We start from the raw sequence: 26,424 nt of genomic DNA on the forward strand, positions 1-26,424 counted from the left end.
TAACCTTTTAATTGTTAAGTCCTTTCCTACTTTTTTGACGTAAAAAATATTCCGCTCACGCTCCCATCAAAAAACACAAACAACATAACTAATTGTATAAACTGCAATTTATATACAATCTAAAATTGGTAAACTGGTCTTACCGTAAACTAATTGTAAATAAAATAAACAAATATGTTGACCATTTGCGTACTCCACAATATCATTTGTAAGCGCTTACAAAACACATATCAAAATGTAAGCGCTTACAGCATGAAAAAACAAAGCTCAAAAAACAATTAATCTGACAATAATCTGTTGAAACCGGGGTTCAGTTATGAACATTGAAACAACGCACATTACACGTTTACTTGCCGCTATCTCTTTAGTTACGTTAGCTGGCTGTGGTGGCGACTCTGCCACTAAATCAAATTTTGAAAATGTAGATGCCTCTGAGCCAGTTTCAGATTGGCAAATGGTTTGGAGCGACGAGTTTGAAGGCTCAGCCATTGATACAAACAAATGGAACTATGAATTAAACTGCGATGGCGGTGGTAACAACGAGAAACAGTGTTACACCGACAGCGAGCAAAATGCATTTATTGCAGACGGTGTGTTAAACATTGTTGCCCTACCCGCTGAGGAAGGTGCAGAAAAACCTTACACTTCAGCACGCTTAAATACGCGTTATAACGCCGACTTTACGTATGGCCGTTTTGAAGTGCGCGCCAAACTTCCATCAGGACAAGGTAGCTGGCCAGCATTTTGGATGCTACCAACTGATGAGGTTTACGGCACTTGGCCTCGTTCTGGCGAAATAGATGTTTTAGAATCAGTAAACCTTAAAACACCAGATGAAGATGGCGGTATAGAGTCTAGTATCCACGGCACCCTTCATTACGGACGCGCGTGGCCAGATAACAGCTATACAGGTAAAGAATACAAATTCCCTGAAGATACTAATCCAGCAGATGACTTCCACACGTATGCTGTTGAATGGCAAGAAGGTGAAATTCGCTGGTACGTAGACGGTTACCTTTATGCAACTCAGCGTCAATCTGAAGTTCGTACTAATGCAAGTGGCGAGGCTGTAGGTCTAAAACATCGTGGCTGGTTTGCAGAATATTTTGAACAAGGTTCTGGCGAGCTTGAAACTCACTGGGATAGCGCACCATTTGATAAAGACTTTCACTTATTACTAAACCTAGCAGTAGGTGGTGACTGGCCTGAAAACGTAAATGATTTAGGTGTAGATGCTAGCGCATTTGAAAATGGCCAAACCTTTGCTATTGATTACGTACGTGTTTATCAATGTGCATCGAACCCTGAAACAGGTAAAGGCTGTGAAACTATTCGCCCTGGTTACAATAGCCTAGATGATGCTTTGCTTGAAGGCGATGCACCAATTCCTAGCCCACCTTCGACAGGCATTGCAACACCATTAACTATTTTTGGTGAGTCATTTAATCCAAACTGGCCTGCATGGGATTGTTGTGGTGGTTCTACTCCCGCTATTGTTGCAGATGAAACCCAAGGTGATGTAGTTGAATTTGTAGTAGGTGCAGAACCCACAGTAATGGGCTTTATTAGCCGTGAAATTTTTATTACTGACGAAGCAGGAAAAGCTAGCCCATTTGATGCATCTCCAATGCTGGATGAAGGTTACGTTCGCTTTAAAATGAAAGTAACAAGTGCACCAGGCACAGCTGATGCAGCTTGGCTTGTAAAACTTGAAAGTAATGAAGGTTCTAGCGCACTAGAAATGCCAATTACAGATAGTCTTGAAGGCGTAAGCCCTGTTGTTGGCCAATGGCAAACTTATACATTTTTACTAAAAGATTTAGATGCTGCAGATTTAGATATTAGCGCAATTGATGTGATCATGGTGTTTCCAGCATGGGGCGCAGGTGAAGGCGCTGTTTATTTAATTGACGATGTTGAGATTACTCAAGATAACTTAGGCGTATCACCTGAGCTTACTATTTTTGAAAATGAGCAAAATCTAGCATGGCCAATGTGGGATTGTTGTGGTGGCTCAACCCCAGTTGAAGCCATGGATGATGAAGAACATGGTCTAACCGCAGAATTTAGCATTGGTGCAGAGCCTACTGTAATGGGCTTTAATAGCCGCACATCGTCAGGTGGCGCAGGCGAATCGTTTGATGCTAGTAGCATTTTAGATGAAGGTGTTATTCAATTTGATTTAAAAGTAACCTCAGCGCCTAGCGATCCAGCTACACCGTGGTTGTTTAAAGTTGAGTCAAATGAAGGTGACTCTGCAGTAGAGCTTGAATTAACGGCAAGTGTTGAAGGCGAAGCACCAGTTACTGGAGAGTGGCAAACATATACATTTAAACTCTCTGATCTTGCAGCTGCTGGCTTAGATGTAAGTACTATAGATGTATTAATGATTTTCCCAGCATGGGGTGCAGGTGAAGGCTCTGTTTACCGTGTAGATAACGTTAAAATTTATAATCCAAATGCAGCGCCAGCTGCAACGGGTGAGCTTACTGTATTTAAAGATGCAGCGGCCGAGCAATGGAGTATTTGGGATTGTTGTGGTGGCTCTACACCAACAACAGAAACCGATGATGACGCGCATGGCGCAGTAGCGCAATTTAGCATTGGTTCTACTGCTACAGTAATGGGCTTTATAGCTGATGAAGACGTATCGTTTGATGCCTCTGCAATACTTGACAATGGTGCAGTTCAATTTGATATGAAACTAGTCTCTGCGCCTTCAAATATTGATGCTCAGTGGCTATTTAAAATTGAATCAATTGGTACATCAAGCGCAGTAGAGCTTGCTTTATCAAGCAGTGTTGAGGGCCAAGCACCTGTAACGGGCGAATGGCAAACATACACCTTCCCTCTTCAGCAATTGTTTGATGCAGGCTTAGACATTAGCGCATTAAACGTAATTATGGTTTTTCCTAGCTGGGACATGGGCGATGGCGCGCTTTACCGTATAGATAACGTGATTATTGCAAATCCATAAAACACACACCAATGGGCGCTTAGCGTCTATTGCTACACAACAACATTTTATAAAGCAGAGCTATTATGAACACATTCAATTTTAAAAAGAGCCAACTTGCGGCTTCTGTGTCTCTCATCATTGCTGCGAGCACATTAAACACAGCTATCGCTGCAGAAGCAGACATATCAGCAAAGCCTGATGTAGAAATTATTGAAGTAAAAGGTATTCGTGGTTCACTTATTCGTTCTATGGATATGAAACGCGACTCTTCGGGTATTGTAGATGCTATCTCGTCTGAAGAAATGGGTAAATTCCCAGATACAAACTTAGCAGAATCATTACAGCGTATTACCGGTGTATCGGTAAGCCGCGCTAACGGTGAAGGTAGCCAAATTACAGTACGTGGTTTTGGTCCAGAGTTTAACTTGATTACCTTAAATGGCCGCCAAATGCCGGGCACAGGTTATACACGCTCGTATAACCTTGAAAACGTTGCCTCTGAAGGCGTAAGTGCGCTTGAAGTGTTTAAAACAGCTCGTGCAGACGTGCCAAGCGGTGGCTTAGGTGCAACGGTTAATATTTCTACTGCGCGACCTTTTCAAAAGCCAGGTCAAAATTTTTCGGCAACCGTTAAAGCAAACCACGACTCGTCGAACGAAGCTGGCGATGACGTAACACCAGAGTTTTCTACTGTTTACAGCAATACCTTTGTAGATGACACTTTTGGTTTCGGTTTTTCATTTTCGCACCAAGAGCGTGACTTTCAAAAACAAAGTGCCAATATTCAAGGCTGGCAGGCAAACGTAGACTTACCTGAATTAGATAGCAGCAACGTAGTTGATAACCGCACAGATTCTGCAGGTAACTACTACTTCCCTAAAGACATGAACTACTCTATTGAAGATGTAGAGCGTGAACGTACAAATGGGCAAGTTACTTTTCAATACGCACCGGTCGATGGCTTTGTAGCAACACTTGATTACACAGCAAGTAAAGCTGTAACCGGCTCTCAAAGCATTGGTTGGGGTATTTGGAACGACTTTGGTAGCAATATAAATGGCTACGAACTAGATGAAAATGGCACTGCAGTATATGCAGACATTAGCGGTAATGACGCGTCATTCACAGCTAATAAAGGCACTACAGAAGTAAAAGCCCGCTCTCTTGGTTTAAACCTAGATTGGGAAATTAGCGACACGTGGCACGTAGAGCTTGATTACCACGACTCTAAAAACGAAACCGATAACGGCGCCGACAACGGGCTGGGAAGTGCAGGCCAAGTAATTTTAGGGTCTGATCAGCTAGCTAATAAAATTTATGATTACCGCACGGGCGAAGTACCTAGTGCACAAGTTAATTGGTTAAATGGCACAAGTGAATTAACGCCTGGCGAAATTGATTCAAACTTTAGTCAGTTTACTCACTCGCCGGGTGAATCAAACATTGAACAATTACAGCTACACACAACATGGTATAACGAAAGCTATGACATTGGTTTAGTTAAAGTTAAATTTGGCGCATCACGTACAGAACAAAACACAGGTGGTTACACCGCTTGGAGTGGTTTAGTAGGTGGCCCAGGTTTTAACCCATCATATACAGAAATATTCCCAGACGGCATGTTTACCCGTAATGATACATCAGGCCTTTTAGATCAGTTTGATGGCGGCGGCAGTGACTTACAACCTGGTTACTACTATACCTATGACTTTGACGAAGCTGTTGCACGCCAAATTGCTTACTTAACGGCAGATGTTACAGGTGGCGATGCATATGCCGCTAATGCATACGCAGACGGAATAGATAGCGAGAGCTACGTAGAAGAAATCACTAATAGCTTTTATGTTCAATCAAGCTGGGAGTTTGACGTAAGTAACTACTACGTAAAAGTAAATGCAGGCCTACGCTATGAGCAAACAGACGTAACCAGTACTGTACGTCAACGCGTTGAAGATCAAGTTAACTGGATCAGCGCTTCAGAGTGGATCATGCAATACGCTGCGGGCGGCGATGATAACTTCTTAGAACAACAAGGTGATTACGATGTTTTACTACCTTCAATCGACGTAAGTGTTGATTTAACTGAAGACGTAGTAGCTCGCGTATCTTGGGGTAAAACAATGTCGCGTGCACCACTAGGTAATTTAGCCGGTGGCCGTAGTTTAACAGGCAGCCCAAAACCGGGTTCTCGTACAGGTAGCCAAGGTAATACAAACTTATTGCCATTTGAATCAACAAACCTTGATTTATCACTTGAGTATTACTACGCAGAAGGCAGCTACGCGTCTGTTGGTTACTTTAAAAAAGACGTTGATAACTTTATTCAAACCACCATTACGCAAACTACTATTGATGGCTTGCACGATATTTTAAACGGCCCTCGTTACTTACAAGCCGTAAGCGATATTGAATCACGTGGTGAGCAAGCAACAACCGACGCTATTTTTGCACAAATGATTGCCAGCGGTTACGGCAATGCAAATGGCGTTATTGAACCAAACAGCGACGATCCGCTAATTACATGGAATATTAGCCAGCCACAAAACACCGACAGTAAATCGGTAGATGGTTTTGAAGTTGCAGTTCAGCACTTAATTGGCGAAACCGGTTTTGGTATTGGTGTTAACGCAACATTTGTAGATGGCGACGTTGAATTTGATAGCGAAAGCCTTGATCAACAAGCACCGCTTACAGGCTTAAGTGACTCAGCTAACTTCCAAGGCTTTTACGAAAAAGACGGCCTATCAGTTAAAATTACTTACGCATGGCGCGACTCGTACCTAATTGGTGTTGGCCAAGCGCAAGGTTCAGCTGATGCGCCTCCGCAATATGCTAAAGCGTATGGCCAATGGGATATGAGCGTTAACTACGATGTAAACGAAAACGTAACGGTATTTTTTGATGGCATAAACTTAAATAATGCCACCGAAGAGGGTTACGGACGTTACGAAGAGCAGTTCTTATTTGCTAATCAGTACGGTCCACGTTACTCAATTGGTGCCCGTTACACGTTCTAACTAAATTTCCTTTAGTAAAAAATGCAAAAAACCGCTCACTGAGCGGTTTTTTATTGTCTAAAGTTATAATTTTTTAATAAATGGTACCAATCTGTTTATATAGGATCTATTTAACGTTAAGAAAATTACGCTAGAACTAGACAAAAATTTTTGTACCTAGTTGTTCTAAATAAAAATTTCAGCGACGTTATAGTGCAATTTAATTCACTAAATTGCTCAAAGATACATGCCGGTTGGTATGATTACATATACATACCGCCCGATACCTCAAGTCGTTGGCCTGTCATCCAACGGTTTTCGTCCGCTAATAAGTTAGCAATCATAGGCCCTATATCGTCTGTTACACCAACTCTGCCCATTGCCGTTTGTGATGTAATAAACGCATTTACTTCATCGTTATCACGAACGACGCCATTACCAAAGTCGGTTTCAATTGCACCAGGGGCTACAACATTTACCGCAATATTTTTAGGTGCAAGTTCTTGAGCTAAATACCTTGTCATTACTTCTATTGCACCTTTGGTCATTGCATAAGTAATATGACCGGGTAATGAAAAACGCGTTAAACCACTTGATAAATTAATAATACGACCACCGTTTTTTATAAAGGGTAACAACGTTTGGGTAACAAAAAATACTCCCCTTAAGTTAATATTTACTAACGTATCAAAAGTTGATTCACTTGTGTCTGCAAAACTGCTAGTAAGCCCCACCCCTGCATTATTAATTAAGTAATCAAACTCACTTTGTTGCCAATGAGTCTGCAGGACATTTTGTAGTTGCTGTGCAAAATCCTCAAAGCCGAGCATATCACTTACATCTAATTGCAATGCAACCGCTTTAGAGCCTAGATCCTGTACTTGCTTTACAACCTCTTTTGCTTCTTTTTCATGACTACGGTAAGTAAAAATGCAATCGATACTTTGCTTTGCAAGGCAAAGCACCGTGCTTTTACCAAGCCCACGATTACCACCGGTGATCACTGCAATTCGTTTGTTCATTGTTATATCCTGTTGAAAATAAAAGCGGGGAGTTAAATAACTTCCAAGCCAGTATATTTTTTCAAGCAACAAAGATAAACAGGCTGAAAAGAGTTACACTGTTCAAAATAAACGAACAATAAACGGTATTATGAAAGACCTAAACGCAATACGTATTTTTATTAAAGTAGCGCAACTCAGTAGTTTTTCTAAAGCAGCAACAAGCTTAAATCTTCCTAAGTCAAGTGTATCGCAAGCAGTAACCATGCTCGAAAGTACATTAAATACGCGTTTATTACACCGTACTACACGCACTGTAAATATGACTTCAGACGGTGAGCTATTTTATCAACGTGCATTGGGAATTATCAGTGACGCTGACGATTTAAAAAATTTATTTGTAACTGAGGATAAAGGTTTAACAGGCAGAATACGTGTAGATATGCCACAAGCTGTTAGTCGAGATACCATAATTCCAAACTTAAGTTCGTTTTTAAAAATGCACCCAAATCTTGATATAGAACTTGGCAGCTCCGATAGACGAGTAGATGTCATTAAAGAAGGATTTGATTGCGTAGTAAGAGTGGGCGAACTTACCGACTCATCGTTAATTGCTCGGCGATTAGGAAGCTTTAAAGTTTTAAATTGCGTAAGCCGTTATTATGTAAAAAATCATGGTTTACCTAAAACTCTAAAAGATTTAAAAAATCATTACATTGTTCGCTACAGTCAAACACTTGGTATCCCTGATCCGGGTTTCGAATATTTAGATAGCAATAATCAATTGCAATCAATGACGATGAAAAGCCAGCTTACTGTTAACTCCTCAGAGGCATATTTAAGCGCCGCACTAAATGGCTTTGGGCTTATTCAAACCCCTATTCATGGTATTAGTAAACATTTGGAATCTGCCGAACTTGTCCAAGTTTTGCCTCAATACGCTATGCCCGACCTACCAATCAATATTTTATACCCGAATAGGCGTCACTTACCTAAACGAGTAAGTGCATTTATGCTTTGGCTTGAAGAACAATTGAGTGTATTTACAAAGTAATAACCTAGTTGCTCGCTTGAGTTACTAATACAAGTTACAGATTTTTAATCTGCTCAAGCAACACATTAGTTGTCCAATCAATGCCGTTATACGCAATATCTGGCTTGTAGTAAGACCCTGCCCCTCGCGCTCTGTTTACGTATACTTTGTTAGGTACAATCACTTTCCCCAACCCTGAAGGTAAATCAGCTAAGCGTACTTCCATATACATAGAATCAGCACTGCTTGGCGCACCGAATAATGTTGTATTTTCAAAAAGCTTAAACTTATCAAGCGCATCTAAACAAGCACTGGCGCACTGCGGCGGAACAATAACAAACACCTTGGTTTTAAAGTCACTAGTTAAAGGATTTTGTGGCATATTATTTAGCGTATTAGTTTCTTGTTCTACATAAAATGGGGCATCATTTTTAAGTGATAAAGCCATACCAGCAGCTACGGTTTTAAGCGTTTTCAGTACTTCGGGTTGATCTTTTACAACACCAAATAAAGACTCTACATAGTCAATATTATCTTTTGATGCTCTCCACCACACTTGCGTGTTTTGAGAAGTATCATTTACTTTTTGTTCTACTACTTTTTCACCCCATAATTCTTTAGCTATTTGTAAGCTCCAGTAAGATGAACCACCTTGGTTATGGCGCAAATCTAATACCACGGCTTTTGCATTAAGTAACTTGCTACGTTGATGTTGTATTTTTTCAAACACTTTATTGTATGCAGCTGTTTGTTTATCTGTTGATGAAAAGCTAGGCATAGCAATCCAAGCAATGTTTTTTTCAGGCCACGTTAAATCAATGGGAAGCTCATCACCGTTATAAGCATTTTCTAAATACTTGCTTGCTGACTTAGGCCTTACTGACCAATTTAATACGTGTGTATAGGTATCGCTATTGGCTTTAACAAATTCACATTTTTTTAGAGGGGTTAAAAATGGATTGCCCTCGTCAATTAGTAACCGCCAACCTTGCTGCCACCTATGCCCAGGTTGTGCAACTTCACCATGAAACTTAAATATTCTCTCACGCATTAAGGTATCGGTACTTTGCCCATCACATTGGCTTACAACGTCGCCTTTGCTAATATTGCTGGTTTCGCTGTAATACACTTTTAGCGCATCACCTCGCCATACAGTTCTAAAGCCCGGCCAGCGGCGCGCGGGTCTATCTACGCTTGAAAACGCACCAGCGTGACCATCTTGTAAAATAGTGCTAAAGCGCGCAATTGCCGCTACATGCGCCTGCGGCCCACTCGCTTGAGCCGACAATGTAAGTGCCTCCGCTTTTGCTTGATTTAATAAATCAAGGAAAGTTGGGTTATTACTATCAAACATACCAGGGTGATTATGTGCGGTAATACTATAAGCCGCGTTAATATCGCGCTCTGTTATGCTGCGCCACTGCTCAGGCGTGGCTGGTAATGCTTGGTTTTTAGCTGCATTAACAATAGGTGATATTAGAAAAGCAGCGAGTAATACATAGTTGGTTGTTGTTTTTTTTATAGTCATAAAAATCCATTTAATTATTTACCAAAATAGAGCTGCGGTAGGAGTAACTTTTATACTTTGTAATTATTGTTTAAATTCAGGCTTTAATAACCCATAGCACCTCAAGTCATGAAACTCATTTTTCCAGTAACCACTTGCTCGGCGAATACCTTCTTCTTTGAAGCCTAGCTTTTTCAAGACCGACTCTGAGGCAAGATTGCCAATCATAGTATCTCCTTGAATTCGGTATAGTTCACCGAATAGAAGTTGATTTGAGAATGCAGCATTAATAACCTCATGTAATGCTTCAGAGGCAAACCCACCCCCCCAATACTCAGAAGCTATTTCGTACCCTATGCTGGCATTTTTCATCTTTTGGTTCCATGTATTAAAGCCGCAAGTGCCAATTAACTTACCTGTAGCCTTTAGACGAATAGCCCATCGAATACCAATATTCTCAGTGAAGCGAGCATTGAAAAAATCAATTAATTTAGCTGATTGAGCTTCTGACTTATAAGCCTCTATATCGTAAAATTTAACAACTTCTGCATCTGAATAGATATTTAGAAGTGCTTCACTATCGCTTGCTGATAAGCTAGTAAGTATCAGACGTGCTGTTTCTAGCTCTGGGAAATTCATAAGCTCTCCGTGCCATAACCGAGTTTACAAAAACACCCGCGTTAAATTCATTCTATTTGTGCACAAACCATAGCTGAGTTCCTATTTTGGTTCAATTGCTACTTTCTGTTTTTTAACCTAGCGAGCTCTCTTGATTTAATTTTTAGCACTTTAATTTTAGCGCCATACCAATTAGCCATAGGTGCTGCAGCAATACCGTGTATTAACGTGCTCATCCACACTGCATTAATCGCAACTATAAGTATTGAGTGGCCGTATTCACCTAAAATATCTTTAGAAATAATAAGTGCAAAAAGCGCTGTGGCAAGACCTCGAGGTCCAAAAAACCCCATAAACACTTTTGTTAATACTTTAGCTTTTGTACCAATTAGCGATAGGTAAATAGCAAGAGGGCGTACAATAAATATACTCACTAAAATATAACCAACTACGGGGAAGGTTAAGTGCTCTATAGCTGAAGGCAGTAAACCAAGCCCAATAATAACAAACGAAGACCATATTAACATTTGCCCTTCGCTTTCAGTAAATTGGTATATAAATCGGCAATGCCCTTTTACACTATTACCAAAAGCTAAACCTGCAACAAACGCTGATATAAATCCATTTCCACCCATTAAAGTAGCCATTAAATATGATGTGCCGGTAAGAGCTAAAACGCCAATCCCTTCATATATAGTCGATGATATTTTTTTTGACTCAGAGTATAAAAATAAACGTCCGCTCGAGTATCCCATTAATGCACCAACCAAAATACCTATAAATATTTGGCTAAATCCAAACACTAACCATGACATTTCATTTTCTTGAGAACCGGTTTCCATAGCAACTATACTGGCAAAAAATAAAATAACGGGTAATGCTAGCCCGTCATTTAAACCACTTTCAACAGATAGACTTTGTCGCTCGTTTAAAGGTACGCTCTCATTACTAACAACCGCTTGACCTAAAGCTGCATCAGTAGGTGCTAAAATTGCCGCAACTAGGGCTAGCATTGCCCAAGGCCACTGTGGGAAGAATAAATAAGCAAAGCCTGTACCAATCAAAATACTCAACGGCAAACCTATCAATAGCATTCTTAGAGGCCACGTATTTTGCCTTTTTAATCTTCGTAGGTTTATTTGTGAAGCATCTAAAAACAATAATACAACTAGCGATATTTCTGCTATTAAATATACGGTTTCATGTGCGTCTCCAATACTAATAAACCCAAGTTGAGAAACCGCAAAACCAATACCCAAAAATACCATTGGTGCGGTAATAATGGTTGTGGACAGCTTTTTAGCTAGCATAGCGTAAGCACTAACTGAGAAAAGAAGAATGAGTAATCCTATTTCCATTGGGAAATCCTATTAGGCATGGCTTGGTATTTTTATTAGAAAATATCAGGGTTGGGGTTAGCTATATTAAATCAGCACAATTTATTGAGTAAATTTGTATAAGTGTATTTTTAACTTTAATCTAAATAATAACCGGCACCTAAGTGATATTAGCGTGCCGGTTACGTTTAACGTTTAATATATAAAAGCTTACTTAGCACTTGCACGTTTTGCGTCTAATCCAAGCAACTTATCAATAGATAAAAAGCCAGGTCCACGAGCAAATATCACTAATAATGAAACAGCCCACCACGAAGCAGGATTAATCCAATGATCGAGTGTAGGAAAAACTGCAAGCTGGATAAACAGCGTCATACCAATAAGGCCTAACGCTGCAAAGCGAGAAAACAAACCGATAATCAGTAATATTGGAAGTAACACCTCAACAACACCAGCAACTACAGCAAGCGTTTCAATTACTTTTACAAGAAATGAGCCATCAACATAATCTAAGGTTTGAGGATTACAAAGCTGCAAAGCACCTTCTCTAACTGGATCAGGACAGAAAAATTCATATTTAAATAGGTCGTATTTATCAACATTAAATTGTAAAAAGCCATCCCATTTGCTCAATCCCGAGTCGAGGAATACTTTAGCAACCATAAAACGAAGAAAAAACAGTGCTATAGGTTCCAAGAACCGCGATAACTGTTCTCCCATCTGCACGTACAGTTGTTGTATTTTTTTTATCATGCCCATATTTATTCCTACTCTTGTAATATGTACTAATTGATTTGGATTTCTAATAATTCATTTTGTAAGCATGCTGTAAAAGCATCACTCACTTCAAAGTGTTCATCTACCGTTATTGCTGCATCAAAAGCTTCACCTAAAGACCTACCTGTACCCTGTAGAGCCTGCATAAGTGCAACTTCTGCGATAGAAAGAGACCGGGCTTGCACCGCACCTTGCAAACGCCATAACATAATAAAATCCTCAGCAGAGGATTTAGTTACAACGCCATCATTATTATTTGTTTTTAGCGAAATCCATTCTAAAAAAGCGCCTTCACTCACACTAAGTAACAGTACGCTGGAGTTAACCTTTACATTAAGTTCAGTAAGCTCAGTACCTTGTTCCATTAGTTGAGTAACATATTCTATAGTTAAAGTTTCAGTTGAATCAGCGCTCATCAAACTCATTAGCCACGCGTAATCTAAATGCGCAATATCAACTAAGTTCATATATAAATTTGATGCACTTTGCTGATTTTCAGTAACTTCTAAAATATGTTTATTTTCAATTTCACCATCTTTAATCAAATCAGTTACAAAGCCAGGAAAGCTTAGTCCGTATCCCACCAAAGTGCCCTGCTCTGGCGGAAAACGGTCAACATAAAGTCGTGCCATTTTACGAAAGTTCTCACTACCTACTTTTTTTTCACACATAGGAAAGTTAGCTATTAATGCATCAACACAGCCTTTATAAAACCCGTTACGATACACAGCTAACCTTTTAATATGCGATGGATTTTCGCAAAAATGCTCCATTTCACTTGGATCGCCCGTTCGCAAATAGCGAGTAAAAGCATCAATATATTGGTTGGTACTCATCAGCGAACCACTTCTTTATGAGATATATTTAAGCGACTTTGTAGCTCACTTTGATTCAAATAGCTTTGCGCAGTTTCCCGCTCGATCATAAGCTCTTCAAACGATGGAATATTCGCATCTCGCTCAACAAGTACTGGTCGCTGACCAAATATCTCAATTGCTTGTTCTAGCAAACCCCATACAGGAGTCGCTACCGGTGCTGCATGGCTGTCTATCAGTAATGACTGACCAAGAGCTGGATCAGGATCGTGCCCTGCAATATGAATTTCTCCAACAAGCTCAGCAGGGATCTGCTTTAAATAATCAAGCGCATCAATACCCGTGTTTTTACTACTTATGTATAAGTTATTAATATCGATAAGTAAGCCGCATCCAGTACGCTTCGCTGCCTCAACTAAAAATTGAGGTTCATCCATATCACTTATAAAATCTAAATAGTTACTTGGGTTTTCAACTAAGATTGACTGGCCAATGCCCGTCTGGTAACAATCAATACCATTAATTAAAGACTCAAGTGCATCTTGGGTGCGAGGTAACGGCATTAAGTCTGCAAAATATTTGCCATCCGACTTAGACCATACAGCGTGTTCAGATACCAGCACTGGCTGAAATTCATCAATTAGCGCTTTTACCCGTTTAGTATGAGCAAGCATAGCTTTATGATCAGAGCCTAAAGAGCCGCCAACACCATGAAAACTAATATCAAAGTTTTCACGTACAGCTCTCAAATAATTTAACCGAGGACCACCTGCCACAAAATAATTTTCTGTATGCACTTCAAACCAAAGATTATTATTTGTAGATGGCAGCTCTACGGGTAAAGCTAAAATGTCGTTAAGATGTTCTGGTTTTAAACTGAGACCCGCGCCTAATTGCTCCCCAGCAACAATGTGCTGGGGAAAACTTGCTTTATTAACCTTCAAGCGAACCTTTTCCATTAGGAGTTACAATTGATTCACACACGCCTTTAGGTGCATATGTCCATGCATTAGCTTGGAAGTCTGTCGTTGAAGTGCCTTCACAACTTGTTCCTGCACCTGCTTTACAATCGTTTTCACCCGCTAAAGCAATACCAAAACATTTATCTTTACGACCGCGAACTTTATCACCGGCTACCCAGCCTTTAAATTGCTCTTGTACTTTTGCTGAAGCACCTTCTGCAACAGTTAATTGACTATTAGGACCAGCTACTGCGCCTGCGCTTAAAACTGCTGCTGATGCGCCGATTAATAAAGCCTTAGTTAAATTTACTTTTTTCATTTTTATGCTCCGGATTAAAATATTTTTTCTTGTTTTATCAATGATTGTTAATAATACCAATCCGCAATAATACTTAATCATTTTGCGGGGCTAAACGTGTCGCTACCTGCGTTAAAAAATTCTCATTTAGAACAACTAAATAGCGAATTTTTTGCCTAGCTATCAACACGTTTTTCCATACTCAAAATAAATCACTTAATTAAGCGAATTGGTATAAAAACACTCATATTTTGATAAACAAGCACAATGGAGATAAGCAATATCGCCGTTTTATCAATTTAATAGACCTATCGTTGTTATAAAAACTTTCAGATTATTTGCTTACAACGAAAAAACAACTGTAAACAAGAAGTAAATATAGTGGGCTAAGCAGTTAATACAAACATTAGAAAAGCTAACCTAATTATTTTGATAATAAAGAAGCTTGAAAAAGTCCATATTTAGATGGTTGAATGCATTGCGGCACTTTATTCTGGTAATGATCTACAAATAGAAATTTACTCAACTGAGGAAGGATAAAAATATTATTTAAAGGCTCCTTATATTTACACCACTCTATACTCGCTAAATTAGCGTTTTTTAAGTAGGACTCGTAAACACCGTCATTATAATGTTATTTTTTGCAACGCTAAAATGTTGGACTATATGGCCGTTACCAACGGTTGATTGCCTATAAAAAAAGCGCTACAAATAGGTAGCGCTGGCATTATTACTTAATGGTTGTTTATTTAAAGCTTAGGCTCTTTATTTAAAAGAAGCCGAGCGGATCTTCGCTGTAGCTCACTAATAGGTTTTTAGTTTGCTGGTAGTGCTCCAGTGCGAGTTTGTGCGTTTCGCGCCCTATTCCTGATTTTTTATAACCACCAAACGCAGCGTGAGCTGGGTACATGTGATAACAGTTAGTCCACACTCGCCCTGCTTCTATTTTGCGACCCATACGATAAGCACGATTCATGTTTCTGCTCCACACACCGGCACCTAAACCAAACTCAGAGCTATTGGCAAGCTCGAGAGCTTCGGCTTCATCTTTAAAGGTCGACATTGAAATAACAGGGCCAAAAATCTCTTCTTGGAACACACGCATATCGTTTGTGCCCTTTAATAACGTAGGTTGTATGTAGTAACCACCGTTTAAGTCATCACTTAGCTGCTCTACATTACCGCCAGTGAGTACTTCAGCGCCTTCTTTTTTGCCTATTTCAATGTAGCTCAGTATTTTATCAAATTGCGCTTTTGAAGCTTGTGCGCCAACCATAGTTTCGCTGTCTAGCGGGTTTCCGCGTTTAATTTTTAAGGTACGTTCGAGTATTCGCTCAATAAACTGCTCGTAAATGTCTTCTTGAATAAACAACCTTGATGGGCACGTACACACCTCGCCTTGGTTGAAGTAAGCAAGCACGGCGCCTTCAATAGCTTTGGATAAAAACGCATCGTCTTTTTCCATTACATCATTAAAAAATATATTAGGTGATTTACCACCGAGCTCGACCGTTGAAGGAATAATATTTTCAGCAGCGCATTTCAAAATATGTGAGCCCACAGGCGTTGAACCCGTAAATGCAATTTTAGCGATACGCTTGCTTGTTGCCAGTGCTTCACCCGCTTCTTTACCAAAGCCGTTTACTATATTTAATACGCCTGCAGGGAGTAAATCGCCAATTATCTCCATTAAAACTAAAATAGAAGCTGGTGTTTGCTCAGCCGGTTTTAAAATTACACAGTTACCTGCAGCAAGTGCTGGCGCTAGTTTCCAGGCGGCCATTAAAATAGGGAAATTCCACGGAATAATTTGCCCAACCACACCTAGTGGCTCGTGAAAATGATACGCAACGGTGGTTGCGTCTATTTCACCTATAGTGCCGTCTTGCGATCGTAGGCACCCTGCAAAGTAGCGAAAGTGATCTGCCGCTAGCGGAATATCAGCAGCGAGTGTTTCACGAATTGCTTTACCGTTATCCCATGTTTCGGCAACAGCTAGTAACTCTAGGTTTTGCTCAATTCGGTCGGCTATTTTTAGCAGTATGTTACTTCGGTCGGTCACCGACGTTGTGCCCCATTGCTCTCGCACTGCATGCGCTTTATCGAGAGCCAGCTCTATGTCGTCTTTGTCTGAACGCGGTATTTGGCAAAATACCTTACCGTTTACTGGGCTTATATTATCAAAGTATTGGCCATTTACTGGCTTCACCCACTCTCCGCCAATGTAGTTCCCGTATTGTTGTTTAAAGTTTACGAGTGCGCCATCGCTACCTGGATTTGCATATATCATGTGTGTGCTCTCTTTATTGTTGTTAGCTAAAGGTCGAACATTTATATAAAACAAAATGCTTTATATTTAATCAATGTTGATTGACATTAAACTAACAAGTACCTAAAAACTTGATTAGCTGTCCACAAAAGTTGTCTGTGAGTCCAAACTAATAAAAACCTAAAGGATTGATATGCACACATCTCAGTTAAACAAAAAACGCCAACAACTTGATGTATTAATAGAAAATAAAGTCACATTCGCTGCAGATAGCAGTGAGTTGAGTATTTACGACACGTATCAAAGCGCGCAAAAGGTAGCACTGCACTCAAACGAGCTGCTGTTTTGTGCCATGCTTAGCGGCAAAAAGGTAATGCACGTAGAAAGCAGCCAATACCATAAAGCATTTTTACCACACGAGTCGTTTGTATTAGCGCCAGAGCAAGGTGTTTTAATTGATTTTCCACAAGCATCAATGCACGCCCCAACCACCTGTTTAGCCATTGAAATTAGCACAGATAAAATAACGAGCGTGGCGAATGCACTAAACATGCAGCAAAATTTTGCACACGATGGCTTATTTGAATATGTACCTCAGTTAGTGCATACCCAACATAATATTCAAACGCAGCAATTATTAGAGCGCATGGTGCATTTATTTAGTGAGCAAGGCGCACAGCGACATTACTTGATTGATTTGTCGTTGAACGAATTGATCACCCGTTTATTACAACAACAAAGCCGCGAGCTATTGCTAGCTAGCTGCGATAAGCCACGCCTTAAAACAAAAGTGAGCGATGCCCTGCTTTATATTGAAGAACACTTAAGTGAAACGCTCGACATAAATACCTTATGCAAAATAGCATGTATGAGCCGAAGTAAGTTTTATCATCAATTTAAACTCGCATTTGGCACTACCCCAGCCCTTTGGCAGCAACAGTTAAGACTAAAAAAAGCGCGTACTCAATTACTACAAGGCCATGCAATTAGCCAAGTGTGCTTTGATGTTGGATTTAATAGCGCGAGCCACTTTAGTCGCCTATTTAAACAAACCTTTGGCATTGCGCCTAAAGAATGCCGACATTAGCCCTAAAATCTTATTTTTTTACTTTGCTAACGCCCTGAATATGTTAGTTTATTAACATGAGTATTGAGTAAAGAATTGGTATGAGTAAGCAAACCCGCTGGACCCTAAAAAGTATTGCTAAAGAGTTAGGTGTGTCTAACGCGACAGTATCTAATGCGTTTAATCGCCCTGATCAGCTATCGGCTAAACGCCGAGACGATATTCTTGCAGCGTGTAAAACTTTAGGCTATTACGGGCCCAATAAGGCCGCGCAATCGTTGCGTAATGGCACATTTAATATTGTCGCTTTAGTGCTGCCCGATAGTGTGGAATACATGGTGTCGGACCCTGTGGCTAGTAGCTTTATGCGCGGTGTGACCTCAGTGCTTGAAAAAAACGGCATTAATGTTTTATTGTTTTCAGGTAATAGCGATAACCTTAATAACGTGGTCGACTTTGTCGATGGCTTTATTTGTTATGGCCGCCCTCGTAATAACGCGTTAGTAGAGCAGTTAAAAACAGTGTCTAAACATGTAGTGACAATTGATTTTGATATTGCTCGCAATGCCTCTGTAAATATTAATAACGAGCAAGCAAGTTACGAAATAGCTAAACACGTACTGCATAATCAAAACGATAAAGTGGCTATATTAGGGCTTAGATTACTTGATGAAAACGTATTATGCCGCGTGTATGAGCATCACGAATTTGAAACCGGACAATCTATTTCGCATCAACGTTTACGCGGGTATCAACGCGCTTTAAGCGAGGCAAATATTACGGTGGCTGACGATCGCATTTGGAACATTCCTGAAAGTAGCGAACGTTTTGCCAATATTGCTGCAAAAGAAGTACTTAGTGCATCACCGCGTCCTAACGTTATAATTTGTATGAGTGATTTAATTGCCCTTGCCACAATGCGAGAAGCAATAAAACAAGGCATAAAAATAGGTGAAGAACTGCGTATTGTGGGCTTTGATGGTATTGATGAAGCAGCCCGGTTTGTACCTCGCCTCACCACTATTCATCAAAACAGCCAAGAAAAAGGCGTTATAGCCGCCGAATTATTTATTTCTAAAGAAGAAAAAACTCAGGAAGTCAGTTACGAATTAGAGATTGGTGCGAGTAGTTAGCTTACAAGCCTTGTAATCGTTTTATGTGTTAAAAAGCCAAGTTTAAGTAGCTTGGCTTTTGTTTTACATGGCGTTTGTAAATTACTTTTATAACATTAAGCTAAAAATGAATTTAAGTTAATCGTTGTTTCTTCATCTCCGTTTACTTGCGTAATAAGTGCATGGCGCAATTTAAAATCAACAGTGAGTGAAATAGTTTGCTCATCTAGTTGCCACGATAAACAACACATACTGCCTTCACCTTGGGCACTAAATTCACCTGCAAACGCGGGGTGTGAATTGCGAATTTTAATTAATTCAATTAAACCTTTTACTACAGGCTTATTTAAGGCTTTGTCGATTATATTTGCATCTAAATATGGGCGGTTAATATCACGGCCTACATTTGTATTAGCTAATAGCTCCATGTCGTTTTCGCAAGCAAATAAGCCGCCGTAATATACTTGTGGTACACCTGGAGCAAAAAATTGAATTGCACGCGACAGTAAGTAATCAAAGTCTTTCGCGCCTAATGCGTTGTAGTACGTACAGTTAACTTGATATAAGTCGACATTACTCGCCGCAGCGCCCGTAGCTTGGCGGCTTTGGTTGTTGCTGTTGGCGTGCATTGTTTCTACGAGGTTATCAATCTGCTGTGCATTTAATAGCCCTGGTTTGTCGCCCATTGGACCTGCGTCAATAATGCCAATACCGTCGTGTGTATCAAGTACAGTTAAGCAATTACGTGGCGAAATTTGTAACCATTTGAGCAGTGCATCTACATCGTTGTTAAATAAGCTGTGTAAAATAAGCGGTGGTAACGCAAAGTCGTAAACCATATTTACGCGTTTTGCCACTTCTACCTGAGTTTGATAATGGCTATGAATTTCTGCAATGGTTTCCATGCCTAAATCGTTTGCTTGCTTAGATAAGTTATCTAGGTAGCCAAACGTTTCATCAAGCATAAAGCAGTTAGTGCCAGCTTGCTTAATGGCGTAACCCGCTGCATCTAAACGAATAATATTTACATTGTTAGCCGAAAATTTAGTAAGTACATTATTTAAATACGCAACACCGGCTTCTACTTTTACGTTTATGTCAATTTGGTTATCGGTAAAAGTGGTCCAAAAGTCATACGTTTTACCATCACCACATTTCATAGGGGTAAAGCAACTACCAGGACGTGGGCGGTAAATTGCTTTTTGCTCAGCTTCACTCATACCATTTGGAAATACATCATCTTTGGTTAAAAACAAATCCCAAAATTCTGATTGCTTACCCTTTGCTAGTAAATCTTGAAACTGAAAAGACTGCGCCGATACATGGTTAACAATTAGGTCTGCCATTAAATCGAGATCTTTACCTAATACTTGTATGTCTTCCCAAGTGCCTATTCTAGAATCAACTTCACTATGATCAATAGGGTCAAAGCCAGCATCGCTGCCATCAATAGGATTGTAAAATGGCAATAAGTGCACACCACCAAATACGCCTTTTAAAGGGCCGTTTAAAAGTGTAGTTAGCGCGCCTATATTTTGGCCAGTGATTCGATCAGCATATGTGATCAATTGAACTTTATTCTTCATCATTGTGTGATTACCATGTTGAAACTTAATCGATTAAGATATATCTTTAACTAGCGAGTAAGAATTTACAAGTAATTTTTAATAATTTTACATACAAATTTCGTGGCTAACGTAATACTACAGTAAGCAACTGACTGACTTACGAAGTGTTAATAGAGAATTTAACGAGGAATAAACACATGACAAAATCACACACACACGTAAGCAGCGACCCACTGCAACAAATACGCTGGCTTACATACATGATGTTTTTTATGTTTGCCATGACCTCTGACGCAGTCGGCATGATAATCCCCGAACTTATAAAGGATTTCGGTTTGAGCATGACTCAAGCTAGTGCATTTCATTACGCTCCCATGGCACTAATAGCCTTTAGTGGATTATTTTTAGGCTTTTTAGCTGACAGCCTTGGTCGTAAAAAAACCATTATGCTAGGTTTATTAATATTTTCTGCGAGTTGTTTTTTATTTGCATTTAGCACCAGTTTTACCTTCTTTTTAGTATTGCTTTGCTGCATAGGCTTGGCCATTGGTTTATTTAAAACCGGCGCACTGGCGTTGCTTGGCGATATTTCACATAGTAACGACGACCATACTAAAACCATGAACAAGGTTGAGGGCTTTTTTGGTATTGGCGCTATTGTAGGCCCTGCCCTAGTTGGTGTTTTATTAGTGCAAAACGTAAGTTGGACATACCTGTATATTATTGCGGGCGTAATGTGTTTAATACTTGCTTTATTAGCATGGCGCGCAGACTACCCTGACGTGGTTAAAACAACTGAAAAGCCAGCCTCTTTGGCAACCACCCTAAAAATGGTAAAAAACCCTTATGCACTTGGCTTTTCTTTAGCTATTGCACTTTATGTAGCGACTGAAGTGGCTATTTATGTATGGATGCCGACGCTACTAAAGGACTACACAGGCTCTTGGCCGCTCCTTGCCACTTATGCACTTACTATATTTTTTATACTACGTGCTGCAGGTCGTTTTATTGCCGTATGGTTACTAAATCGCTATAGCTGGCAAGGTGTTATGGCTTATTTAAGCTTAGGTATTGCGCTTTGTTATGTGGGTACACTTATTGGGGGTGTTGATTGGGCTGTAGGGTTACTACCTCTTTCAGGTTTATTTATGTCTATGGTTTATCCAACTTTAAACTCTAAAGGTATATCGTGTTTTCCTGCAGAGCGCCATGGAGCCGTAGCCGGCGTTATATTATTTTTCACCGCATTATCAGCTGCTTTAGCTCCTTTATTTATGGGTATGATCAGTGATTACTTTGGCCATGTGCGCTATGGCTTTTACTTAGCAACAGGGTTTGCCGTGATTTTATTTGTAGCTATGTTGTTCAATTATTTACGCGACCCATCAATGAGTGCTTTACAAGAAAGTAACCCAACAGCTTAATAAACTTGTATCTCAATACAATAAAAAACACTTTTAAAATCAACATATGAATAATAAAAGAGCAAATTAAACACAAAATGATTTGCTTATTGTAAAATATTTGTTATTTTTACTTAATCGATTAAGTGAAAATAACAAATCCTATTGGGATCAACACAACGAGGCGTTCACATGACAACACACAATACACCTTTATATTTAATTAGCGCTTTAGCACTTGCCGTAAGTCAAGGCGTTAACGCACAAGAAACAGACCAAGCAAAACCTGAAGCATCACAAAACAAAGGTCTTGAAACAATTGTTGTAACCGGCGTACCACGTCGAACAACAATCATGGCTTCAAGCGTATCAGTTAGTAGCGTGTCACTTGAACAAGTTCAAGTGTCTACTCCTCGCTCAACAGCCGAAGCTTTTAGAATCATCCCTGGTATTCGTGCAGAATCTACAGGTGGCGAAGGCAATGCAAATATTGCTGTTCGTGGCCTGCCAGTTGCTTCAGGCGGTGCAAAATTTTTACAATTACAAGAAGATGGTTTACCTGTACTGCAATACGGTGATATCGCTTTTGGTAATTCAGATATTTTTATGCGATTAGATAACACTGTGCAAACTATCGAATCGATTCGTGGTGGTTCAGCATCTACTGCAGCAAGTAATGCACCTGGTGGCATTATTAACTTTATCTCTAAAAATGGCGAAAACGAATCTGGCAGTGTATCTACAACACTTGGCTTAGATTACGACAGCGTTCGTACAGACTTTGAATACGGCACTTACTTAACCGATAGCGTGCGTTTTCATGTTGGTGGCTTTGTTCGACAAGGCGAAGGCCCGCGCGAAACAGGTTACACGTCTAATAAAGGTGGCCAAATAAAAGCTAACCTTACTAAAGATTTCGACAACGGTTACGTGCGCCTTTATTACAAACACTTAGACGATAAGAGTGTTGGCTACCTTCCTATGCCAATGTACTCAAATGGTGACTCTATTGCTGGCTTTGATGCACAATCAGACACACCTCACTCAGCGTTATTTACTAAAACAGTACGCTTAAATGGTGAAAACCAAATTAGTAGCGGCGATATCCGCGATGGTATGAATCCAAAGGTTGACTCTGTTGGTTTTGAAGCTGTATTTGATTTAGATAACGATTGGCGTATCGAAAACCGCTTTCGTAAATCATCAATAAGCGGCAACTTTAATTCACCTTTCACAGAACAAGTAGGTAGCGCAACATCAATTGCAGAAAGCATTGGTGGCGTAGGTGCAACCTTGAGCAACGCGAACACCGGTGAAGCGTTTAACGATGGTTTAGCAATGAAGATAGTGACATTCGATGTCACAATGAATGACTTTGGTTCTATAGTTAATGACTTTAAATTAACTAAATCGTTCGACGATGATACTAGCCTAACATTTGGTTACTATGCATCTACGCAAAACATTGCGATGTCGTGGTTATGGAACTCTTACGTAATGGAGCTCAAGGGTGACAATGCTGCATTATTAAATGTAACAGGTGCCGATGGCACTGAGTTATCTGAAAACGGTTTATACGCTTACAGTGCATTTGGTAACTGTTGCCAACGTGATTACGATACAGAGTACGATACTCGTGCACCATACGTTGCATTTTCTACTAAATTAGGCGACGTAAGCATTGATGCAAGTGCTCGCTATGATAGTGGCGAAGCTCGCGGAACATACGCAGGTGCAGCGACTTCAACAGTAGATATGAACCGCGACGGTGAAATATCAATCCCTGAGCAAAACGTTGCAGGTATTGATACTGCAAACGCCAGCCCAGTAAATTACGACTGGAACTATTCTTCTTATTCAATTGGTGCTAATTATCAAATTGATCCAAGCCTTGCTACGTTTGCACGTATTAGTAAAGGTGGGCGTGCAAATGCTGACCGTCTTTTATTTGGTAAAGTACGCGCCGACGGCTCTGTTGCAAAAGAAGACGCTGTTGATGAAGTAAACCAGTTTGAGTTTGGTGTTAAGAAGCGCTTTGATTCATTATCAGTGTTTGCTACTGCGTTTTTTGCCGAAACTGAAGAGCAAAATTTTGAAGCAACATCACAAACGTTTTTTGACCGTGAATACGAAGCAAAAGGGATTGAAATAGAATCTACTTACTTTATTGATGCATGGGATTTTCGCGGTAATTTAACCTGGACCGATGCAGAAATAGCAAAAGATGCGCTTAACCCAGGTGTGGTAGGTAATACACCACGTCGTCAAGCCGATTTAATTTACTCATTAATGGCACGTTACAACTATGAAAAAGGCGCTGCAGGGGTAAGTTTCATTGGTACTACCGATGCATACGCTCAAGATAATAACGACTTGCAATTTGACGGCTACACACAGGTAAATGGCTTTGTAAGCTATGATTTATCTGAAAACCTTAATATTGCGCTTAATGTGAACAACCTATTTGATACAGTAGGTATTACAGAAGCAGAAGAAGGCTCAGTACCTGAAAACAACATTATTCGTGCCCGCGCTATTAACGGCCGCACAACGTCGGTAACTTTAAAATACGCTTTTAACTAAATGTGTGTATTGCGCTGCGGTGAGTAATCACCGTAGCGCCTTTTAAAGTATGGATAAATAACACCCTTCACGTTTTTTAGCCTAGCCTTGCTAGGCTTTTTAGGATATTCCAAATGACCAAACTTCTGTGCTTAGGCGAGCTATTAATTGATATGCTGCCACAAGATGCTGATAACTCTGCCTATTTACCTATACCAGGTGGCGCGCCTGCCAATGTAGCTGTAGGCTACGCAAAACTCGGCGCAGAGGCTGCATTTTGTGGTGGTAAAGGGGACGATCATTTTGCCAATCAATTAAGTAATGCATTAGCGCAATACAATGTAAATACAGACTATTTATTTACCATTGCAGGCTCAAAAACTGCCATGGTTATAGTAAGCCTTGATGAAACCGGCGAGCGTAGTTTTGGCTTTTATCGCCATAACACAGCCGATGTACTATTAACGCAGGCGCATTTAGCGCATATAAATTGGCAAGAAATAAGCACACTACACTTTTGTTCAAACACATTAACCGAATCAGCAATTGCTAACACAACGGTTAAAGCGCTAGAACTTGCAAAAGCGAATAATAAGCTCGTCAGTTTTGATGTAAATTTACGCTACAGCTTGTGGGAAAATACAAACGATATAGCAAGCAATGTAAAAGCTTGTTACACCTATTGTGACATAGTAAAACTCTCGCGTGATGAGCTTAATTTTTTAGCTCAGCATAGCGATACAACGAGCGATGATTACATTCAAGCGCTATTAAATACCGGAGTAAAACTGGTGTTTTTAACCGATGGGCCAGAGCCTGCCAAGGTTTACCACAGCGCATTTACACTTAACGAATCGGCACCAAAAATAAACGCCGTAGATACAACAAGCGCGGGCGATGCATTTATAGCGGGGGTTTTATACTACTTAAATAACTTGGGAAGTGATTTACCACTAGCAGATAAACTAAATGATAAAGCGAGCGTAAAAGACGCCCTGCACTTTGCTCTTAAATGTGGCTCTAAAGCGTGTTTAGCTAAAGGGGCATTTCCGGCATTACCTGTACTGGCTGATGTAATTTAAACGATTAAAGCCCCATATTACAGGGCTTTAAATTAGAGTTAGATCTATTGCTTTATAAAGGTGACACCTTTAGGTATTTCATCTTGGGGTAACCGAGTAGAGTGCATTTGCGATAACAACCATTTATCGCCCACTTTTGATACAACAACGCTTTCTAACCAATAAATATCAATACTTCTTTGAGTGTTTTTAATATTGGCTTTATTCCAGTAATTAATAAATGCAACATCACCCACTACACGCGAATTTATAACACTAAAATAATTAGTTCTTATAAAGTCAGAAGGCTTAACTACATTTATAAAGTCATTAATAGTCCACACTTCACCGTGTTCTAAAAGTAGAAATGAATCATCAACGGCTGCACGCATTTGCGAGTGATCAACGTTAGAAACAGCTAAAAAAAGATCGCTAACCGGCGTGAATATGTTGTTATCTTTTGCATGTATTGATGTAGAAAATATCAGGAATGTAATAAAGATAAGTACTTGTTTCATTGTTTTTATAATATGTAATTTGCTCAATAATAATGAGTGTATTTTAATAGAGCAGTATTAACAATTGAAATAAAGCGAATGTAACTACTTAATAACGTTACCCATAGAGCAAAAAAGCACTCTATAAGAGTGCTTTAATTTAAGTTTTTAAACCAGGCTATTCGTCTAGCCAATCTATGGCTGCGGTAGCATTTTCAAAGTATTGAACCTCACCCGATATAAACCAGTTACCTATTTTTGCCATTCGAGCTTGCCACTCTTTATTACCGTAAATAGCTACTTTTTTAAATTCTTTAGAGTGCTTAACACCTAACTTTAAGTCATCCCACGCTGCGCGTACTTTCCAACCTTCAAGTTCGCTACCATCTATTAAGGCGTTCACGACTGGATGCTTAACTTCGCCAAGAGCTGAATTTATCATTGGGGTAATTATTTTGTAGTCGTCGTGAGTAAGCGTACCAACGGCTTTAAGTTTTAAAAAAAACTCTCTTCCTGCACGTTCAAGACCAATCGATAAACCATGTGTTGTGTGTACCATTACTGCTCTCCTTAAATAGGCTGA

The 26,424-nt window shown here is 39.9% G+C and carries 20 protein-coding genes; 8 read left to right on the forward strand and 12 right to left on the reverse strand.

Features of this window, described 5'->3' with window-relative positions:
• The first annotated feature begins 316 nt into the window (after positions 1-316).
• Both BW142_RS05975 and BW142_RS05980 read left to right on the forward strand, forming a co-directional pair.
• Positions 317-2,977: a glycoside hydrolase family 16 protein gene (locus BW142_RS05975; protein WP_076924248.1), complete on the forward strand. Its 2,661-nt coding sequence runs from the start codon at positions 317-319 to the stop codon at positions 2,975-2,977.
• A gap of 65 nt (positions 2,978-3,042) precedes the next feature.
• Entirely contained in the window at positions 3,043-5,976 is a 2,934-nt protein-coding gene (locus BW142_RS05980) for a TonB-dependent receptor (protein WP_076924249.1), read from the forward strand.
• 242 nt (positions 5,977-6,218) lie between these two features.
• On the opposite strand, the gene BW142_RS05985 is transcribed toward BW142_RS05980, so the two are convergent.
• A complete protein-coding gene (locus BW142_RS05985; protein WP_076924250.1) occupies positions 6,219-6,977 on the reverse strand; it encodes an SDR family oxidoreductase in 759 nt (252 codons plus the stop codon).
• A 130-nt stretch (positions 6,978-7,107) separates the two neighbouring features.
• On the opposite strand from BW142_RS05985, the gene BW142_RS05990 reads away from it, so the two are divergent.
• Positions 7,108-8,010, forward strand: a complete 903-nt coding sequence (locus BW142_RS05990; RefSeq protein ID WP_076924251.1) for a LysR family transcriptional regulator — start codon at positions 7,108-7,110, stop codon at positions 8,008-8,010.
• 34 nt (positions 8,011-8,044) lie between these two features.
• Here BW142_RS05990 and BW142_RS05995 read toward each other — a convergent pair whose 3' ends face one another.
• The 8 genes from BW142_RS05995 to BW142_RS06030 form a co-directional block, all read right to left on the reverse strand.
• A complete protein-coding gene (locus BW142_RS05995) occupies positions 8,045-9,517 on the reverse strand; it encodes a S41 family peptidase (RefSeq protein WP_076924252.1) in 1,473 nt (490 codons plus the stop codon).
• A gap of 63 nt (positions 9,518-9,580) precedes the next feature.
• Positions 9,581-10,135 carry a GNAT family protein gene (locus BW142_RS06000; RefSeq protein WP_076924253.1) on the reverse strand — a complete coding sequence of 185 codons (555 nt, stop codon included), beginning with the start codon at positions 10,133-10,135 and terminating at the stop codon, positions 9,581-9,583.
• A 98-nt stretch (positions 10,136-10,233) separates the two neighbouring features.
• Positions 10,234-11,472 carry a sodium:proton antiporter gene (locus tag BW142_RS06005; RefSeq protein WP_076924254.1) on the reverse strand — a complete coding sequence of 413 codons (1,239 nt, stop codon included), beginning with the start codon at positions 11,470-11,472 and terminating at the stop codon, positions 10,234-10,236.
• A gap of 189 nt (positions 11,473-11,661) precedes the next feature.
• Complete coding sequence (locus BW142_RS06010; protein ID WP_076924255.1) at positions 11,662-12,210, reverse strand: DoxX family protein; 549 nt, start codon at positions 12,208-12,210, stop codon at positions 11,662-11,664.
• A gap of 26 nt (positions 12,211-12,236) precedes the next feature.
• Positions 12,237-13,064, reverse strand: coding sequence for a DNA-binding domain-containing protein (locus BW142_RS06015; RefSeq protein ID WP_076924256.1), 828 nt, complete (start codon positions 13,062-13,064; stop codon positions 12,237-12,239).
• On the reverse strand, positions 13,064-14,002 hold the full coding sequence (locus BW142_RS06020) for a DUF692 domain-containing protein (protein WP_253188799.1): 939 nt from the start codon (positions 14,000-14,002) through the stop codon (positions 13,064-13,066). The genes BW142_RS06015 and BW142_RS06020 overlap by 1 nt, the downstream gene beginning before the upstream one ends.
• Complete coding sequence (locus BW142_RS06025; protein ID WP_076924258.1) at positions 13,977-14,324, reverse strand: DUF2282 domain-containing protein; 348 nt, start codon at positions 14,322-14,324, stop codon at positions 13,977-13,979. The genes BW142_RS06020 and BW142_RS06025 overlap by 26 nt, the downstream gene beginning before the upstream one ends.
• Positions 14,325-15,072: 748 nt before the next feature.
• Entirely contained in the window at positions 15,073-16,593 is a 1,521-nt protein-coding gene (locus BW142_RS06030) for an aldehyde dehydrogenase family protein (protein WP_007584266.1), read from the reverse strand.
• Positions 16,594-16,765: 172 nt separating this feature from the next.
• Between BW142_RS06030 and BW142_RS06035 the strand changes: the two genes are divergently transcribed.
• Together BW142_RS06035 and BW142_RS06040 are read left to right on the forward strand one after the other, a co-directional pair.
• A complete protein-coding gene (locus tag BW142_RS06035) occupies positions 16,766-17,659 on the forward strand; it encodes an AraC family transcriptional regulator (RefSeq protein ID WP_076924259.1) in 894 nt (297 codons plus the stop codon).
• Positions 17,660-17,739: 80 nt separating this feature from the next.
• Entirely contained in the window at positions 17,740-18,771 is a 1,032-nt protein-coding gene (locus tag BW142_RS06040) for a LacI family DNA-binding transcriptional regulator (protein WP_024591929.1), read from the forward strand.
• 95 nt (positions 18,772-18,866) lie between these two features.
• On the opposite strand, the gene gtfA is transcribed toward BW142_RS06040, so the two are convergent.
• Positions 18,867-20,339: a sucrose phosphorylase gene (gene gtfA / locus BW142_RS06045; RefSeq protein WP_076924260.1), complete on the reverse strand. Its 1,473-nt coding sequence runs from the start codon at positions 20,337-20,339 to the stop codon at positions 18,867-18,869.
• 176 nt (positions 20,340-20,515) lie between these two features.
• Between gtfA and BW142_RS06050 the strand changes: the two genes are divergently transcribed.
• From BW142_RS06050 to BW142_RS06060, 3 genes are all read left to right on the forward strand, one after another.
• On the forward strand, positions 20,516-21,742 hold the full coding sequence (locus BW142_RS06050) for an MFS transporter (protein WP_076924261.1): 1,227 nt from the start codon (positions 20,516-20,518) through the stop codon (positions 21,740-21,742).
• A 171-nt stretch (positions 21,743-21,913) separates the two neighbouring features.
• Positions 21,914-24,304 carry a TonB-dependent receptor gene (locus tag BW142_RS06055; RefSeq protein WP_076924262.1) on the forward strand — a complete coding sequence of 797 codons (2,391 nt, stop codon included), beginning with the start codon at positions 21,914-21,916 and terminating at the stop codon, positions 24,302-24,304.
• 113 nt (positions 24,305-24,417) lie between these two features.
• Complete coding sequence (locus BW142_RS06060) at positions 24,418-25,365, forward strand: carbohydrate kinase (protein WP_076924263.1); 948 nt, start codon at positions 24,418-24,420, stop codon at positions 25,363-25,365.
• Between the two features lie 44 nt (positions 25,366-25,409).
• Here BW142_RS06060 and BW142_RS06065 read toward each other — a convergent pair whose 3' ends face one another.
• Both BW142_RS06065 and BW142_RS06070 read right to left on the reverse strand, forming a co-directional pair.
• The gene (locus BW142_RS06065; protein WP_076924264.1) at positions 25,410-25,862 is read right to left on the reverse strand and encodes a hypothetical protein; all 453 of its coding nucleotides are present in this window, start codon (positions 25,860-25,862) and stop codon (positions 25,410-25,412) included.
• 157 nt (positions 25,863-26,019) lie between these two features.
• Positions 26,020-26,400 (reverse strand): STAS/SEC14 domain-containing protein, encoded by a 381-nt coding sequence (locus BW142_RS06070; RefSeq protein WP_076924265.1) that lies wholly within the window; start codon positions 26,398-26,400, stop codon positions 26,020-26,022.
• Positions 26,401-26,424: the final 24 nt, after the last annotated feature.

Source organism: Pseudoalteromonas sp. EB27 (genome assembly GCF_001974875.1).
Lineage (GTDB): Bacteria > Pseudomonadota > Gammaproteobacteria > Enterobacterales > Alteromonadaceae > Pseudoalteromonas.

Coding starts and splice junctions, on each gene's coding strand:
- BW142_RS06040 (WP_024591929.1), top strand. CDS start 17,740: ATGAGTAAGCAAACCCGCTGGACCCTAAAAAGTATTGCTAAAGAGTTA.
- BW142_RS06070 (WP_076924265.1), bottom strand. CDS start 26,400: ATGGTACACACAACACATGGTTTATCGATTGGTCTTGAACGTGCAGGA.
- BW142_RS06055 (WP_076924262.1), top strand. CDS start 21,914: ATGACAACACACAATACACCTTTATATTTAATTAGCGCTTTAGCACTT.
- BW142_RS06060 (WP_076924263.1), top strand. CDS start 24,418: ATGACCAAACTTCTGTGCTTAGGCGAGCTATTAATTGATATGCTGCCA.
- BW142_RS05980 (WP_076924249.1), top strand. CDS start 3,043: ATGAACACATTCAATTTTAAAAAGAGCCAACTTGCGGCTTCTGTGTCT.
- BW142_RS05995 (WP_076924252.1), bottom strand. CDS start 9,517: ATGACTATAAAAAAAACAACAACCAACTATGTATTACTCGCTGCTTTT.
- BW142_RS06005 (WP_076924254.1), bottom strand. CDS start 11,472: ATGGAAATAGGATTACTCATTCTTCTTTTCTCAGTTAGTGCTTACGCT.
- BW142_RS06050 (WP_076924261.1), top strand. CDS start 20,516: ATGACAAAATCACACACACACGTAAGCAGCGACCCACTGCAACAAATA.
- BW142_RS06010 (WP_076924255.1), bottom strand. CDS start 12,210: ATGGGCATGATAAAAAAAATACAACAACTGTACGTGCAGATGGGAGAA.
- BW142_RS06000 (WP_076924253.1), bottom strand. CDS start 10,135: ATGAATTTCCCAGAGCTAGAAACAGCACGTCTGATACTTACTAGCTTA.
- BW142_RS05990 (WP_076924251.1), top strand. CDS start 7,108: ATGAAAGACCTAAACGCAATACGTATTTTTATTAAAGTAGCGCAACTC.
- BW142_RS06020 (WP_253188799.1), bottom strand. CDS start 14,002: ATGGAAAAGGTTCGCTTGAAGGTTAATAAAGCAAGTTTTCCCCAGCAC.
- BW142_RS06035 (WP_076924259.1), top strand. CDS start 16,766: ATGCACACATCTCAGTTAAACAAAAAACGCCAACAACTTGATGTATTA.
- gtfA (WP_076924260.1), bottom strand. CDS start 20,339: ATGATGAAGAATAAAGTTCAATTGATCACATATGCTGATCGAATCACT.
- BW142_RS05985 (WP_076924250.1), bottom strand. CDS start 6,977: ATGAACAAACGAATTGCAGTGATCACCGGTGGTAATCGTGGGCTTGGT.
- BW142_RS06065 (WP_076924264.1), bottom strand. CDS start 25,862: ATGAAACAAGTACTTATCTTTATTACATTCCTGATATTTTCTACATCA.
- BW142_RS06025 (WP_076924258.1), bottom strand. CDS start 14,324: ATGAAAAAAGTAAATTTAACTAAGGCTTTATTAATCGGCGCATCAGCA.
- BW142_RS06030 (WP_007584266.1), bottom strand. CDS start 16,593: ATGATATATGCAAATCCAGGTAGCGATGGCGCACTCGTAAACTTTAAA.
- BW142_RS05975 (WP_076924248.1), top strand. CDS start 317: ATGAACATTGAAACAACGCACATTACACGTTTACTTGCCGCTATCTCT.
- BW142_RS06015 (WP_076924256.1), bottom strand. CDS start 13,064: ATGAGTACCAACCAATATATTGATGCTTTTACTCGCTATTTGCGAACG.